This is a genomic window from Paenibacillus sp. LT-B23, assembly GCF_059417685.1.
Genome location: NZ_JBSQBM010000033.1, coordinates 1 through 14,025 on the forward strand (window position 1 = coordinate 1; position 14,025 = coordinate 14,025).

Annotated in this window: 14 protein-coding genes and 1 pseudogene; 11 read left to right on the forward strand and 4 right to left on the reverse strand. The window is 47.4% G+C overall.

Features of this window, described 5'->3' with window-relative positions; all coding sequences use genetic code 11:
- Positions 1–329: 329 nt before the first annotated feature.
- The 4 genes and pseudogenes from ACWXW9_RS26985 (at position 330) to ACWXW9_RS27000 (ending at position 3,016) form a co-directional block, all read left to right on the forward strand.
- Entirely contained in the window at positions 330–572 is a 243-nt protein-coding gene (locus ACWXW9_RS26985; RefSeq protein WP_044647366.1) for a hypothetical protein, read from the forward strand.
- A pseudogene (locus tag ACWXW9_RS26990) lies at positions 573–947 on the forward strand (retropepsin-like aspartic protease).
- A 195-nt stretch (positions 948–1,142) separates the two neighbouring features.
- Complete coding sequence (locus ACWXW9_RS26995) at positions 1,143–1,739, forward strand: hypothetical protein (RefSeq protein WP_494931892.1); 597 nt, start codon at positions 1,143–1,145, stop codon at positions 1,737–1,739.
- 236 nt (positions 1,740–1,975) lie between these two features.
- Positions 1,976–3,016 carry an NAD(P)/FAD-dependent oxidoreductase gene (locus ACWXW9_RS27000; protein WP_494931893.1) on the forward strand — a complete coding sequence of 347 codons (1,041 nt, stop codon included), beginning with the start codon at positions 1,976–1,978 and terminating at the stop codon, positions 3,014–3,016.
- An 81-nt stretch (positions 3,017–3,097) separates the two neighbouring features.
- Here the strand turns inward: ACWXW9_RS27000 and ACWXW9_RS27005 are convergent, their stop codons facing one another.
- Together ACWXW9_RS27005 and ACWXW9_RS27010 are read right to left on the reverse strand one after the other, a co-directional pair.
- Positions 3,098–3,946, reverse strand: a complete 849-nt coding sequence (locus tag ACWXW9_RS27005; RefSeq protein ID WP_494931894.1) for a sulfurtransferase — start codon at positions 3,944–3,946, stop codon at positions 3,098–3,100.
- A gap of 74 nt (positions 3,947–4,020) precedes the next feature.
- Complete coding sequence (locus tag ACWXW9_RS27010; protein ID WP_494931895.1) at positions 4,021–4,965, reverse strand: DMT family transporter; 945 nt, start codon at positions 4,963–4,965, stop codon at positions 4,021–4,023.
- A gap of 207 nt (positions 4,966–5,172) precedes the next feature.
- Here ACWXW9_RS27010 and ACWXW9_RS27015 point away from each other — a divergent pair, with 207 nt between their 5' ends.
- From ACWXW9_RS27015 to ACWXW9_RS27045, 7 genes are all read left to right on the forward strand, one after another.
- Complete coding sequence (locus ACWXW9_RS27015) at positions 5,173–6,078, forward strand: DUF8580 domain-containing lipoprotein (protein ID WP_494931896.1); 906 nt, start codon at positions 5,173–5,175, stop codon at positions 6,076–6,078.
- Positions 6,079–6,278: 200 nt separating this feature from the next.
- Entirely contained in the window at positions 6,279–6,992 is a 714-nt protein-coding gene (gene dapD, locus ACWXW9_RS27020; protein WP_494931897.1) for a 2,3,4,5-tetrahydropyridine-2,6-dicarboxylate N-acetyltransferase, read from the forward strand.
- Between the two features lie 184 nt (positions 6,993–7,176).
- Positions 7,177–8,331, forward strand: a complete 1,155-nt coding sequence (locus tag ACWXW9_RS27025; protein WP_494931898.1) for an N-acetyldiaminopimelate deacetylase — start codon at positions 7,177–7,179, stop codon at positions 8,329–8,331.
- A 56-nt stretch (positions 8,332–8,387) separates the two neighbouring features.
- On the forward strand, positions 8,388–9,497 hold the full coding sequence (locus ACWXW9_RS27030; RefSeq protein WP_494931899.1) for an ABC transporter ATP-binding protein: 1,110 nt from the start codon (positions 8,388–8,390) through the stop codon (positions 9,495–9,497).
- On the forward strand, positions 9,487–10,299 hold the full coding sequence (locus tag ACWXW9_RS27035; protein WP_044647357.1) for an ABC transporter permease: 813 nt from the start codon (positions 9,487–9,489) through the stop codon (positions 10,297–10,299). Before ACWXW9_RS27030 ends, ACWXW9_RS27035 begins: the two co-directional genes overlap by 11 nt.
- Entirely contained in the window at positions 10,289–11,110 is an 822-nt protein-coding gene (locus ACWXW9_RS27040; RefSeq protein WP_494931900.1) for an ABC transporter permease, read from the forward strand. The genes ACWXW9_RS27035 and ACWXW9_RS27040 overlap by 11 nt, the downstream gene beginning before the upstream one ends.
- On the forward strand, positions 11,107–12,180 hold the full coding sequence (locus ACWXW9_RS27045; RefSeq protein ID WP_494931901.1) for an ABC transporter substrate-binding protein: 1,074 nt from the start codon (positions 11,107–11,109) through the stop codon (positions 12,178–12,180). The genes ACWXW9_RS27040 and ACWXW9_RS27045 overlap by 4 nt, the downstream gene beginning before the upstream one ends.
- 35 nt (positions 12,181–12,215) lie before the next feature.
- Here the strand turns inward: ACWXW9_RS27045 and ACWXW9_RS27050 are convergent, their stop codons facing one another.
- Complete coding sequence (locus ACWXW9_RS27050; protein WP_494931902.1) at positions 12,216–12,338, reverse strand: hypothetical protein; 123 nt, start codon at positions 12,336–12,338, stop codon at positions 12,216–12,218.
- 361 nt (positions 12,339–12,699) lie between these two features.
- Positions 12,700–13,863 (reverse strand): aminotransferase A, encoded by a 1,164-nt coding sequence (locus tag ACWXW9_RS27055; RefSeq protein ID WP_494931903.1) that lies wholly within the window; start codon positions 13,861–13,863, stop codon positions 12,700–12,702.
- Positions 13,864–14,025 lie beyond the last annotated feature (162 nt).

The following is a 14,025-nucleotide window of genomic DNA, read 5'->3' on the forward strand; positions in this document are numbered from 1 at the left end:
AAACAAGAACGATCTGTAAAATAACTTTTTGTACTCTAAATTCAGAGCTCAAAAAATAGTTTATAAGTAATTCAAGAAGACAGTAACTAAGCATAACAACGTGTTCACGCATTGTGGGACAAGCCCCCTCGGTCCGACAGAGGAATACCGGGGAAGCGGAATCAGCCGGACACATCTCATCGACTAAGTGCGCTGTCACGCACCCGGCAGCTTCGCTGCCTTAAGTCGGTGGGACGTCGTGAATACAGAAACGTTAAGTGAAATTCTATTGAAAGCCACTAGCCAAATAAATGATATAATACAATTAAAAACGTTTGGAGGGATTAATCGTGAAGTGGCAGGAAGTACAACAAATCTTTCCGAATCAATTTGTGAAGTTCGAAATTATTCATTCTGAAGAGAAAGATAGTCAAGAATTCATAGATGATGTTGCTGTAATTGGCCCTGTGAGTGATGAAGAAGCAACTAAAGAATTATTGAATAGCAAAGAGAAGACCTTGATTTATCATACTTCTAAGGATCGGGTTATAGTGAAAGTTCGGAAGAATGTTGGTCTAAGGAGATATCTATAAATGAAAATTGAGTATAAAGATGGATTATTATTTACGGAAATAACGATTCATTATAATGGACAGAAGAAAGTAATAAATAATGTAGTTATTGATACAGGAGCAAGTCATACATTGATTTCTCAGGATGAAGTGGATGATATTGGAATTCGAGTCGGCTTAGAAGATGACATTATAACCAGTTATGGAATCGGAGGTAAAGAACATGCATTTACCAAAACGATAGAGGGGATATAGGTAGGAGAATATATCTTAAGGGATACCCCAGTAGACTTTACTTCATTTAGATATCATAACATTAACGGATTACTAGGGTTAGATATATTAATAAAGGGCAAATTTAATGTTGATCTAGAGAACTTTGAGCTCCTACATTAAAGAAGCTGGCAGATGTTTAGAAGGTTAATCAGGGAAGAATAGAACTTCATTTAATATAATATTCAAGCTACGTCTCCTTCGGAGCGAGATGGATCTCGAAGAGGGATTACAAGCAGATAACCCCTTAGGGGTTCATGAATACAGAAACGTTAACTGAAATTCCTGCAAGATAAATAAAAGTAAGGGGAATCAACAGTGCCTTACACTAGACCAGTAATAATTGATCCATATTATGATAAACCTGAATGGATTACGAACGAAGTTACTCGAGAAGAAATTATCTCCCTTTCTCCTCAATCAAGTGAGCAAGATGTTGAATTATTTTTGATTCTTCTATTTGGTTACAATCATATCAATATAGAACAATCATTTTGTTTGTCTTTCAATGAATTACTGCAGCAAGAAGAAGTTGCTATTTCAGGAGGGATCGCTTTCTTTGAAGACGAGAGTAAATATATATTACCAAGCTGTTGCTGTGGGTTAGAAGATTTTTCTAATGTTATTTATTCTATTTCAAATAAACAAAGTCCATGGATGGGACATGATCCTACCCCAGGTATTACATATATCGGTGATCAAGCATATGTTTGGCCAGATAATCAAGAAACACTCGATAGTAATGTTTGTTTCCCTATACAATATTCATATAAAGAACTAATAGACAGTCTAGATAAAACACGAAAAGAAATACAGGGATTTATTGAGGGCCCATTATATAAATGGATTAACAAGAGAGACAAAGAGATTGCTGGCACTATGAGAGATCGGATGAAACAATGGACTATGAAATAAGAAAGTTATGGAAGTATTTCGAAGAAGACAGGAACTCCAGTTAACAATGTATCTACGCTGTGGGCTTTGCCCTTGGTTCATCAGAAGCTGTAAGCGAAGAAGCTGAATCAGTGGACAATCCTGCGAGGCTAAGTCCGTTGGACCCAGTCGCTCCAGCTGCACTCATATGTATATGTTATAACGTCTGAGTATCATATCGCCTATGTTACAATAGGATGAAAAAGGAGGAGTCATTATTGAATAAACAAAAAATCGTGATTATTGGCGCAGGGATTGTCGGGGCGTCCATGGCCTATCATCTGGCCAAACGAAATCAAGATGTAACCGTTATTGAACGACACCCCGCCGCGGCGCGTGAAGTCACGGAAAAATCTTTTGCCTGGATACATACGACTCATAGGGTGGCTCCCGAATACTGGCATTTGTACGATGCAGCTTTGGAAGCATATCATGCGCTTCAGCAAGAGTTACCCGAACTGAAAATTCATTGGCATGGAGCGCTGACTTGGGGCACTCCGTCCCTAAGGGAGCAACTTCACCTTCAAAAATTAAACCGGGAGCAGCTTGAGGCATTGGAGCCGAATCTGAAGGAATATCCGGATGAAGCGATGTATGCCAGCGAAGAAGGTGCTGTAGACCCCATAGGGTTAACGGAGCTGTTGTTGAGCAAAGCGCGGGAGAAAGGAGCAAAGGTTCAGTTCGGTACCAACGTTACACAACTGCAGCAAGAAGATTCCCGCCTAGTCGGCGTCCATACGTCCAAGGGCTTTCTGGAGTCGGATATCGTGGTATTGGCCGCAGGTACAGGCATACCCGAACTTTGCAACCCGTTAGGTTGTCCCGTGCCGGTAACATCGTCGCCTTCCATTCTGATTCGGATGAAAACTGCGAATAAACTGATACGCACATTAATCTCAAATGCGCAATTTGAAGCGCGTCAACTGACGGATTATACGCTGCTGGCTGCAGAAGATTATATCGACGAGTCGGAGGAAAACGGACCAGAGGCAGTCGGTAAGCGAGCGTTCGACACGTTGCGTCGCAGTCTGAAGGACGGGAATCAACTGGAACTGGAAAGCATAAAGGTCGGGATGAGACCAATGCCTGAAGACGGCTATCCGATCGTGGGCTTCCAAGATCACATAAAGGGACTTTATCTGGCGGTGATGCATTCTGCGATTACGCTGGCGCCGCTGATTGCGCATCTGGCTGCAAGTGAAATAATCGATCGGGAATCAAGAAGTGAATTAGACCCTTGTCGACTCTCCCGATTTTAGGACCACTCGAAAACGCAAAAGAGTACATCGTTACATGAGCGATGTACTCCAAATTACATACTGTATATCTGCTTAAGCCTTCTACTCTTCCCCAGTCGCCACCGGATTCTCCTCATAAGAAATCCAATCACTCCAGCTCCCCGGATACAGTCTCACCTTACTAAATCCTGCCTCGCCCAAGGCAAGCACATTCGGGCAGGCGGATACGCCGGAACCGCAATACACGATAATTTCTGCATTCCGGTCAAGGCTGGCAAAGTGCTTTTCTAGTTGTTCCGCATTCTTAAAAGTACCCTTTTCGTCCAAGACCTCTTTCCAGAAGAAATTCACCGCACCGGGGATATGCCCCGCTGCTTGATCTATGGGCTCTTCCAGTCCCAGGTAGCGCGGCCGCTCTCTAGAGTCGATCAATGTATAGGAGCCGACAGTAACCGAGCCTGCGGACACACGTTGTACCTCTTGCATGGTTGCGAGCATTTGCGGCTGTACATTTGCTACAAAGGTCGAGGGAATGCGAATCGGCTGGTCTGCCGTGACCGGGAACTTCGCTTCCTTCCAAGCACTGTAGCTTTCATCCAGCACATATACCTGCTCGTGACCGAGATAGCGCAGTAGCCACCAGAAGCGGGAGGCCATCATGCCGCCTTGATCGTCGTAGGCAATGATGCGTGAATCTGCGTTGATTCCGGCGCGACTCAGGCGGGCGGCAAGTGTGTCAGCATCCGGCAAAGGATGACGTCCACCATGCTCACCCAGAGGAGCCGTGAGGTCTTCCTCCAGATCGAAGTGGATAGCCCCTGGAATATGATCTTCATTAAATTGAGTTCGTCCCGCTCCAGCCTGTCCGAGCAGGGAACGGCAGTCTGCGATGATGATATCTGGCTCATATAGTCTAGCTAACAGCCAGCGTTTGGATACGATGGATTTCATAAGGGATTCCGCCTTTCCTTTTTATCATTAAGATCATTCAATTGAGTACCGTGCATGAAAATGGGGTAAATAAGTTAAGAACCTGTCTTAAGGGGAAGCTCGCTGTCAGGCAATTCACTTTGGTGGACGACTTGCTTCTTGAAATCTGTTCCGTATCGGATAAAAATCCATACCCCGAACAGGATGAAGAAGCCTGCGCCAAATTGTAAGGCAGAAAGTTTTTCTCCCAGCAACACCCAGGCTAGCAAGGAAGAAATAACGGGTTCGCCGAGTACTGCCATCGACACCGCGGTGGCGTTAATGTATTTAAGCAGCCAGTTAAACAGGTAATGGCCGAACAGTGTGGGCACTATGGCGAGCAACAGGAACAATCCCCATTCCCGTGGTGCATATCCGGTAAAAGGAATGGCGTTGACCATATTATACAGCGCAAGCGATGTGGCCGCGATGGCGAATACCCAAAAGTTATACACAAAGGCGCTCAAATGCTCGCGCAAATGCTTGCCCATCAGCATATGGATAGAGACGGCTACCATACCCAAGAAGGACAGTGCATCTCCGAGCAGGGCTTGTCCCGAGGCATGAAAATCTCCGGCTCCGATTGCCAGTGAGCCGACAAAGGCCATGCCCATTCCGATGAGCATAGCGCGGTTTGTGCCTGTACGGAAAAACAAAAAAGAACCGAGCATGACAAGGATCGGCTCCAGTGTCATAATAACGGTAGAGCTTGCAACTGTGGTCAGTCGCAGCGAGCCCATCCAGAGCAAGAAGTGCAGCCCTAGTGCAATACCGGACCAGAGGATCAGCATCCATTGCTTGCGGCTCAGGCTGAATAGCTCAGTACGGTATTTCCAGACTAGAGGCAGCATGACGAGATTGGTCAGGTACAAGCGGTACATAGCGATGACGGACACCTCGGCTTCAGACCATCTTACGAAGATCGAGGAGAACGAAATAGCGATAATACCTACGATGTACAGTAATTCAAAGGAAAATGACGGTTTGTGCGCTTGATTCATGTGACAGCTCCATCCAGTACGGAGGAGGAATAATACGTGTACGATTCCTTCCATCGGTATCTCTAAAATTAGGTTAATACAGCCCATTATACCGTACCTGACATCCGCGTGGAATATAAAAAGCGATGCAGGAAGAAGGATTTTAAGTATGGAGCTGCGTAGAACTTTTGCCGCACAAACTCGTCTATCATAGTGGAGGTGGATTTTATGAAAAAACGCAACACATTTTCAATCATACTGTTAACTGTAGTGGCAGTGCTGGCTCTGTCAGCCTGTGGAACGAAACCGCAAACCAATAATACCGCACCTCAAGGGGCAGACCAACCGCAAACGCAACAGCCACAAGTGAAACCGGAGCCGATCGCCGAGCCGGAGGCCAAAAAGGGGACAGGCGTATACAACGGAGCCGCTGACCCGCACACGGTTGAAATTGAAACCAATGGCGAAGCCCAATCTTTCCAGTTGGGTGACGGACTGGACACGGTGGTAGCCGGACTTGAGGAAGGCGATTCAGTCGCATTTGAATACAACGAAAAAGCAGTGGAAGGCGACGCGGTTGCCAAGCAACTGATTTTGACGAAAATTGAAAAAACAGAAACTTCAACAGGCAGCACGCAAAACGGTAGCTCCGGTCAAGCAGTAGGGGGTGAACGCCCGAAAACGCAAGCTTTTGAGCTTGGCCTTGAAGGGAAAAAGGAAAAGCAGACAGCTACATTGGCTGAAGGAGAGGGATATTCACTGTATGTGTTTGACCCCATGTCCCTGTTTCCTGATCAAAACCGCGTAGCCTTGGCTGTAGATGATAACTATTACGCTGAAATTACGAAGCTGCCTTCCGATTTTAATCTGGACGAGCTTCAAAAGGAAGGCGAAAAGGATCTGGCTTCCGTTGGTAAAGCGGTGAAAATAGATAAAGCCAAAGTTCCTCAAACGCTGACCAGCAGCCGTCTGTTCCTGCAAGCGAACGGTTCGAAGGTCACACGCCAATATATTGTTGTAGAAAATAAAACAGGCGGCTTCATCGTGAAGGTAAACATTCCTCAGGGCGAGCCTGCCGAAGGCTTCGAATCCTTCATTTATACATCGTTGGAGAGCCTACAAGCTAATAAATAACCCTACTTAGATGTCGGAATGAATCATGAATTTAAGGCAGTCATGCTGCTGGAAATTGTTATTTTTGGTGCTAGGTTAGAGCTATAAGGGTCTAATCTGTAATTGCGAGACCTGCACTTTTGTGCTATAAAGGATGAGAGAATAAGATCATTCCGGCTTGCGAAGTCGTATGAAGCGATGAAGGAGTTGTTCGATTTACTATGTCCATCGAAATGAACACACAAGAAGTCATCAATGTGATTAAAAACAGCAAGAAAAAAACACCTGTTAAAGTATATGTAAAAGGGGCTTTGGCTTCCGCATCATTCGGCGAGAATGTTCAAGCTTTTATTTCCGGAGACAGCGGCGTTGTATTTGGCGATTGGGCCGACATCAAGCCTGTTCTGGACAGTGTTAATGCTAATGAAGAAGACTATGTGGTGGAAAACGACCGCCGCAATTCCGCAGTGCCTATGCTCGATCTGAAAGGCATCAATGCCCGCATCGAGCCAGGCGCGTATATTCGCGATATGGTTGGTATCGGTAATAACGCAGTCATTATGATGGGTGCAGTCATTAACATCGGTGTCACCATTGGTGAAGGCACAATGATTGATATGAATGCTGTACTGGGCGGCCGTGTTATAGTAGGTAACATGTGTCACATCGGTGCAGGCGTGGTCCTAGCGGGTGTTATTGAACCTCCATCTGCACAGCCTGTTGTGGTAGAAGACGATGTATTGATCGGTGCGAATGCAGTCGTATTGGAAGGCGTGCGAATCGGTAAAGGTGCAGTCGTTGCAGCCGGAGCTGTCGTAACCGAAGATGTACCTGAATACTCCGTAGTTGCCGGTACACCTGCACGCGTGATCAAACAGGTCGACGATAAAACCAAATCAAAAACTGAAATCTTGAAAGACCTGCGCGTTCTGTAAGACTGAAAAAGAGTTTTAAATGTACTAAAGGTGAACGATTCCTTGTCAGAAGCATGATACACTGACAGCACAATTTAGGGACGAAGCACAACGGACAAGGCTCGGCGGCTGCGCCGGGCTTTTGTCCTTTTGTTCTTTTGTCTGATAAACCTGATAAGTTAGGTAAAGGAGGCGGATTAGCGGAATGAGCACGGTCGATTATCGTTCTTTTGTTCAAATACGGAGGGATTTGCATCAAATCCCCGAGCCTGGCTTTGAGGAATTTAAAACGCAGCAGTATCTGCTGAATTATTTGGCAACGCTCCCTCAGGAGCATTTGGACATTCGTACATGGCGTACTGGCGTACTGGTGTTGATTCATGGAACGGCTCCTGCACGTCAATATGGATATCGCTGCGATATGGATGGTTTGCCAATTGTGGAAGAGACGGGCTATGATTTCCGTTCGACCCATCCCGGCTACATGCATGCTTGCGGTCATGATTTACATATGACGATTGGATTGGGTATTGTTTCTCACTTTGCAAACCACCCGATCAAGGATGACCTGGTTGTATTGTTTCAGCCTGCCGAGGAAGGACCGGGCGGAGCGTTGCCGATGCGCGACAGCGCAGAATTGGCAGACTGGCTACCAGATGAAATTGTCGCGCTGCATGTTGCACCCGAATATCCTGTTGGCACGATTGCGACTCGCCCGGGCATCCTATTTGCCAATACGTCGGAGCTTTTCATCGACTTGAAGGGTACGGGCGGACATGCGGCATATCCGCACAAGGCTAATGATATGGTGGTGGCGGCCTGTCAGTTGGTTGGACAATTGCAAACAGTTGTAGCACGTAATGTGAACCCGCTGGATTCAGCAGTCATTACGATTGGCAAGGTCAGCGGCGGTACGAAGCAGAACATTATTGCGGAAACAGCCCGTCTGGAGGGTACGATCCGAACGTTGTCAGCCGATACGATGACACTGGTTAAATCACGGATTGAAGCGCTGGTGCGCGGTGTTGAAGCTGGGTTTGAATGCCATGCAGAAATTCATTATGGCTCAAATTACTTGCAAGTGTTCAATGAAGCCAAGGTGACAGAGGAATTTATGAACTGGGTCCGTGAACGGCAGGATGTACAGCTCATTGAATGCGCGGAAGCGATGACCGGAGAGGATTTTGGATATTTTCTGGAGCGGATTCCGGGTCTGATGTTCTGGCTTGGCGTTGATACGCCTTATGGTCTGCATCATGCCAAGCTGGAGCCTGCAGAGGAAGCCATTGGGGTGGCGATTCGTGTATTGACAGACTATTTTACATGGAAATCTCAAGGTTCAATGATAGGCTCTGAATAAATAGGTTTTATGAAGTGAATGAAATGGAATGAAGTCGAATGTTGAGGGAGGGTGTTATGGGGGAGCAAACCATCATCCGATTCGAACGGGTGACCAAGCAATATGACAACGATCCACCGGTGCTGGCTGATGTCAGCTTTGAGATTGAACGTGGCAAATTCTATACGCTGCTGGGGCCCTCCGGCTGTGGCAAAACAACGATTTTGCGTATGATTGCGGGTTTTGCAGAGCCGACGGAAGGCTCGATTTATTTGAATGACAAGCTGATTAATCGTGTTCCAGCCAATGAACGGCAGGTCAATACGGTTTTTCAGGACTATGCATTATTTCCACATCTGAATGTGTTTGAAAATGTGGCTTTCGGTCTGCGGATCAAAAAGATGAACAAAAAGACCATTCAGGAGAAGGTTGCACAGGCACTGTCCTTTGTCAATCTGGAGGGCTACGACGAACGGGAAATTTCTGAAATGTCCGGAGGGCAACGCCAGCGTGTCGCCATTGCACGAGCCATCGTCAATGAGCCGGACGTTCTGTTGCTGGATGAGCCGCTGTCTGCACTGGATTTGAAGCTGCGGACAGAAATGCAGTATATTTTGCGTGAAATGCAGCAGCGACTTGGAATCACCTTTATTTTCGTAACGCATGATCAGGAAGAAGCGCTGGCCATGTCGGACGAAATTTTTGTTATGAATAAAGGAAAGATCGAGCAGAGCGGTACACCGAATGATATTTATGATGAGCCGATCAATCGGTTTGTTGCTGATTTTATCGGGGAATCCAATATTGTGCCAGGACGCATGATTGCGGATTATCAGGTGGAGTTTAATGGTCGGCAGTTTGAATGTGTCGATGGAGGATTACGCCCGAATGAACCGATTGAAATTGTGATTCGACCAGAGGATTTGGAGATTACAACCGTTACAGAGGGCAAACTGCGAGTAAAGGTGGATACCCAGTTGTTCCGTGGTGTTCACTATGAAATTAGCTGCTATGATGATTCCGGTCAGGAGTGGCTGGTGCATTCTACCAAAAAGGCGGAGCTGGGCAGTGAAATCGGCCTCCATTTTGACCCGGAAGCGATCCACGTGATGCGGTTCGGGGAAACAGAGGAAGAATTTGATCGACGTCTGGAGGCCTATGAAGAGGTGGAGCAGCATGTCCGGTAATACGAGAGCAGCGTATCTGCTGCCTTACTATTTATGGATTGTGCTGTTCGTCGCAGCCCCGGTTGTGCTTGTGTTTTACTATTCGTTATTTGATGTGGACGGCCATTTCACGTTCAGCAACTATGCCCAATTTCTGACCCCTGTCTATTTGAGCATGACACTGAGCTCGTTTTGGTATGCGCTGCTGATTACGGTATTCTCGCTGTTAGTGGCTTATCCGGCAGCGTATTTGCTGACCCGAACCAAGCATAAGCAACTGTGGCTGTTGCTCATTATTTTGCCGACGTGGATTAACCTATTGCTTAAAACATATGCTTTTATCGGGATTTTTGGTACTTATGGTCCGGTGAATGCTGTGTTGGGCTTGGTCGGATTGGGTGGTCAGCAATTATTGTTTACCAGCTCCAGCTTTGTGTTTGTATCGGTTTATATTTTTGTGCCGTTTATGATTTTGCCCATCTATAATGCGCTGGAAGGGTTGAATCCTTCACTGCTGGACGCCGCGCGTGATTTGGGCGCTTCCAAGTGGACGGCGTTTCGCCGGGTTATTTTCCCATTAACGCTATCTGGTGTGCGATCCGGGTGTATGGCGGTATTCATCCCGGCGCTGTCGCTGTTTATGATTACCCGTCTGATTGCGGGCAACCGTGTCATTACATTGGGAACGGCGATTGAACAGCATTTTCTGGTCACACAGGATTGGGGTATGGGCTCTACGGTTGCGGTGTTCCTGATTTTGGCGATGGCAATCATTATGCTGATTACCTCAGGAACGAAACGGAGGGTGCGGCATGGCAAATAAGAACCGGTTCGGGAATATTTATTTGGTGCTCGTTTTTCTTGTGCTGTATGCACCTATTTTGTACTTGATGTATTATTCGTTCAATAGTGGCGGGACGATGCACGAATTTGAAGGCTTTACGCTCCAATACTACAAAGAGGTGTTTGCAGACACCCGTTTGATCATCATTGTCATTAACACCTTGGTCATTGCGTTGCTATCGTCTGCGCTGGCTACGATTATTGGCATCATGGGAGCGCTGGCTATTCACCAGATGCAGAACCGTCGGGTCAAAAATACGCTGCTGTCGCTCAACAATGTGCTGATCGTGAACCCGGACGTCATTATTGGCGCATCCTTCCTCATTTTATTCACGATGGTGGGGATCAAGCTGGGTTTTTACTCGGTGTTGCTGTCCCATATTGCATTTAGTGTGCCGATTGCGGTCATTATGATTTTGCCGCGGCTTCAGGAAATGAGTCCATCGCTGGTGGATGCGGCCCGGGATTTGGGTGCCAGCCGGATGGATGTGCTAACCAAGGTCATTTTACCTTTTATCAAGCCGGGGATTTACGCGGGCTTCTTTATGGCGCTAACCTACTCACTGGACGATTTTGCGGTGACCTTTTTTGTGACAGGCAGCGGCTATTCTACCTTATCAGTGGAAATTTACTCGCGTGCCCGCCAGGGGGTTTCCCTGTCTATCAATGCGCTGTCCACGCTTATTTTCCTGTTTACCGTGCTGTTGGTGGTGGGGTACTACTTTATTATGCGCAAGGCGAATCGGAATGGGAAAAAGGAGCCTGCGGCGGAAATGGGGGTACCTAAATGAAGTCGCTTGTGCGCGTGTTTCTGTCGATTTTTATCATTTCGTTCGGTCTGATGGGGGTGGCGGCATGGCTCAATTCCAGTCAAGGCTATTCCGGTGGCAATACGCTGACGGTATACAACTGGGGAGACTATATCGACCCTGAGCTGCTGGCAAGGTTCCAGAAGGAGACGGGGATTACCGTCATTTATCAGACGTTTGACTCCAATGAGGCGATGCTGACGAAAATTGAGCAGGGAGGAACATCGTTTGATGTAGCGGTTCCTTCGGAGTATGCTCTGGCTAAAATGAAGCAGGAGCACCTGTTGCTCCCGCTGGATCACAGCAAGCTGCCGAATTTGAAGCATGTAGATGCTCATTTTCTGAACCTTTCGTTTGACCCGAAAAACCAATACTCTGTGCCGTATTTTTGGGGTACGGTTGGGATTGTGTTCAACCCGGAGCTAACGAAGGGAATTGATTTTCATAGCTGGGATGGTCTGTGGAATCCGAAGCTGCGTAACAACCTCCTGCTGGTCGATGGTGCGAGGGAAGTCGTGGGTATGTCGCTGAACAGCCTTCACTATTCCTTGAACGATACGAATGAGGCGCATTTGCAGCAAGCTTTAGCGAAGCTGGAGAAATTAGCGCCCAATGTCAAGGCCGTTGTCGGTGACGAGATTAAAATGCTGCTGGCAAACGAGGAAGCTGCTGCCGGGGTTGTATGGTCCGGTGATGCGTCCGAAATCATGGACGAGAACGACAAGCTGGATTACATCGTGCCGGATGAAGGCTCGAACCTGTGGTTTGATAACATGGTTATTCCGAAAACCGCCACCCATGTGGACGCGGCCCATAAGTTCATCAATTTCATGATGCAGCCTGATGTAGCCGCTCAAAATGCCGAGTTTGTAGGCTACTCCACACCTAACGCGGATGGAAAGAAGCTGTTGCCAGAGGATATATCCGGTGACGAGCGCTTCTATCCTCCATCTGAGATTACAGATAAGCTGGAGGTCTACGATAACCTCGGCAAGCGGATGCTGGCTCATTACAATGAATTGTTCCTGCAATTCAAAATGCATTTAAAGTAGGAGAGAGGCGGGGCGCGTGGATTCAGGTTTGAGCTTTAGAGGCCGCTGCGGGGGCGGATGGTGCTTCCCATCGCTGTTAAATTCCGATTTTTTTGATTTGAAGTATAAAGGTGAAAATCGGAATTTAAAGGCGAACGCTTACGCTTGTCCAGCACCATTCCGCCCCCTCCGCTGCGCTGTGCTTAAAGCTTGCACCCATGAATCCCTACGCCGATGGTGAGGGAGTAGTGGAAGAGCGAATAGGCCCTTGTACCACCTGTGCGGGTGGTTCAAGGGCCTATTTTGTTTACTCACCGTGCAAAAGCGGTGAGTATTGTTTTTAACCCTGCTGCTCCACACACGTTAGAGACTTGTGGGACTTTAAGGGGGTAGTAGCGAAGCGGGCCATTTGAATCTGGAGAAGCGGCAGCGTTCGCCTTTGCTGTGGGATTCTTACCTATAAATGTTTTATACAATCCAAAGAATCCCTCAGCAACAGCGATCGGAAGATCAAATGGACCGCGAAGCGCCTCCCCCACCTTAACTCCTCACAATCCCTTTAACAAACCTTTCTATTTTATCCAATCCCTGTTCCAGCACATCTTGTCCGTAAGCATAGGACAACCGAATGTATCCTTCGCCATAGGAGGAAAAGGCATCTCCGGGCACGACAGCCACCCCATGTTCTTCCAGTAGCTTCAGGGTGAAATCCATCGAGCTTAAGCCAAAATGGGCGATGGAAGGGAATAGATAAAAGGCTCCCTCGGGCTTTTCAAGCGGAATGCCCATGTCCGTTAGCCTTCCGTGCACATAATCACGGCGCTTGCGGTATTCCTCGCGCATCGGAAGTGCATCGTCGACACCGACGGTTAAGGCTTCCAGCGCAGCATATTGGCTGATTGAGCTGGCACAGGTCACATTGTACTGATGAACCTTGACCATGTGCTGTGTAATTGCAGCAGGTGCAAGCGTAAAACCAATCCGCCAGCCCGTCATGGAGTGCGATTTGGATAGGCCGTTGATGACGATGGTGCGTTCCCGCATGCCTGGAAGGGCAGCAATAGACACGTGTGACGCATCGTAAATTAGTTCGCTGTATATCTCATCTGAAATGATAAACAGATCACGGTCTCTCAGCAAATCCGCGACGGCTTCCAGCTCTTCGCGGCTCATCACTCGTCCGGTTGGGTTCGAAGGATATCCGAGGATGACGGCTTTCGTCCGTTCGGTCAAATAAGGCTCCAGTACCTCAGCAGTCAGCTTAAAGCCGCTTTTGCGGGTATCAGCCAGCACGGGCACCCCGCCTGACAAGCGAATCAAAGGCTCGTATCCTGGATAGATGGGCACAGGCAAAATGACTTCGTCACCAGGTGACAAAATCGTACGCAGGGCAATGTCCAGCGCTTCGCTGGCTCCGTTCGTTACGATAACCTCATCCTGTCCACGGTAATTCAGTCCGTATTTATGGGCTACAAACGCCGCGGCCGCTTCCCGTAGCTCGGGCAGTCCCGGGTTTGGCGTATAGGATGTGCGTCCTTCGTTAATCGCCCGGTGGGCGGCCTCCATAATATGCGAAGGGGTAGGGAAATCTGGCTGTCCAATCGTTAAAGACAGGGTTCCGGGCAATGCGGCCACTTTATTGGCAATTTTGCGGATGCCGCTGATTTGAATGTTTTTAACCTGATCGTTAAGCAAGTGCTCCATAGCGTATGTGCCACCTTTTTCTGTATTAGAACAAGTTTACAATAATTTGATCAGATTATGCTACGGCAGGAGCCATTCATTTTACATAATTCAGGTACTGGTTTGACTATTTTATGGTATGTTTAAACATGGAATATATATTGTAAGCGTGATCATAGCTAA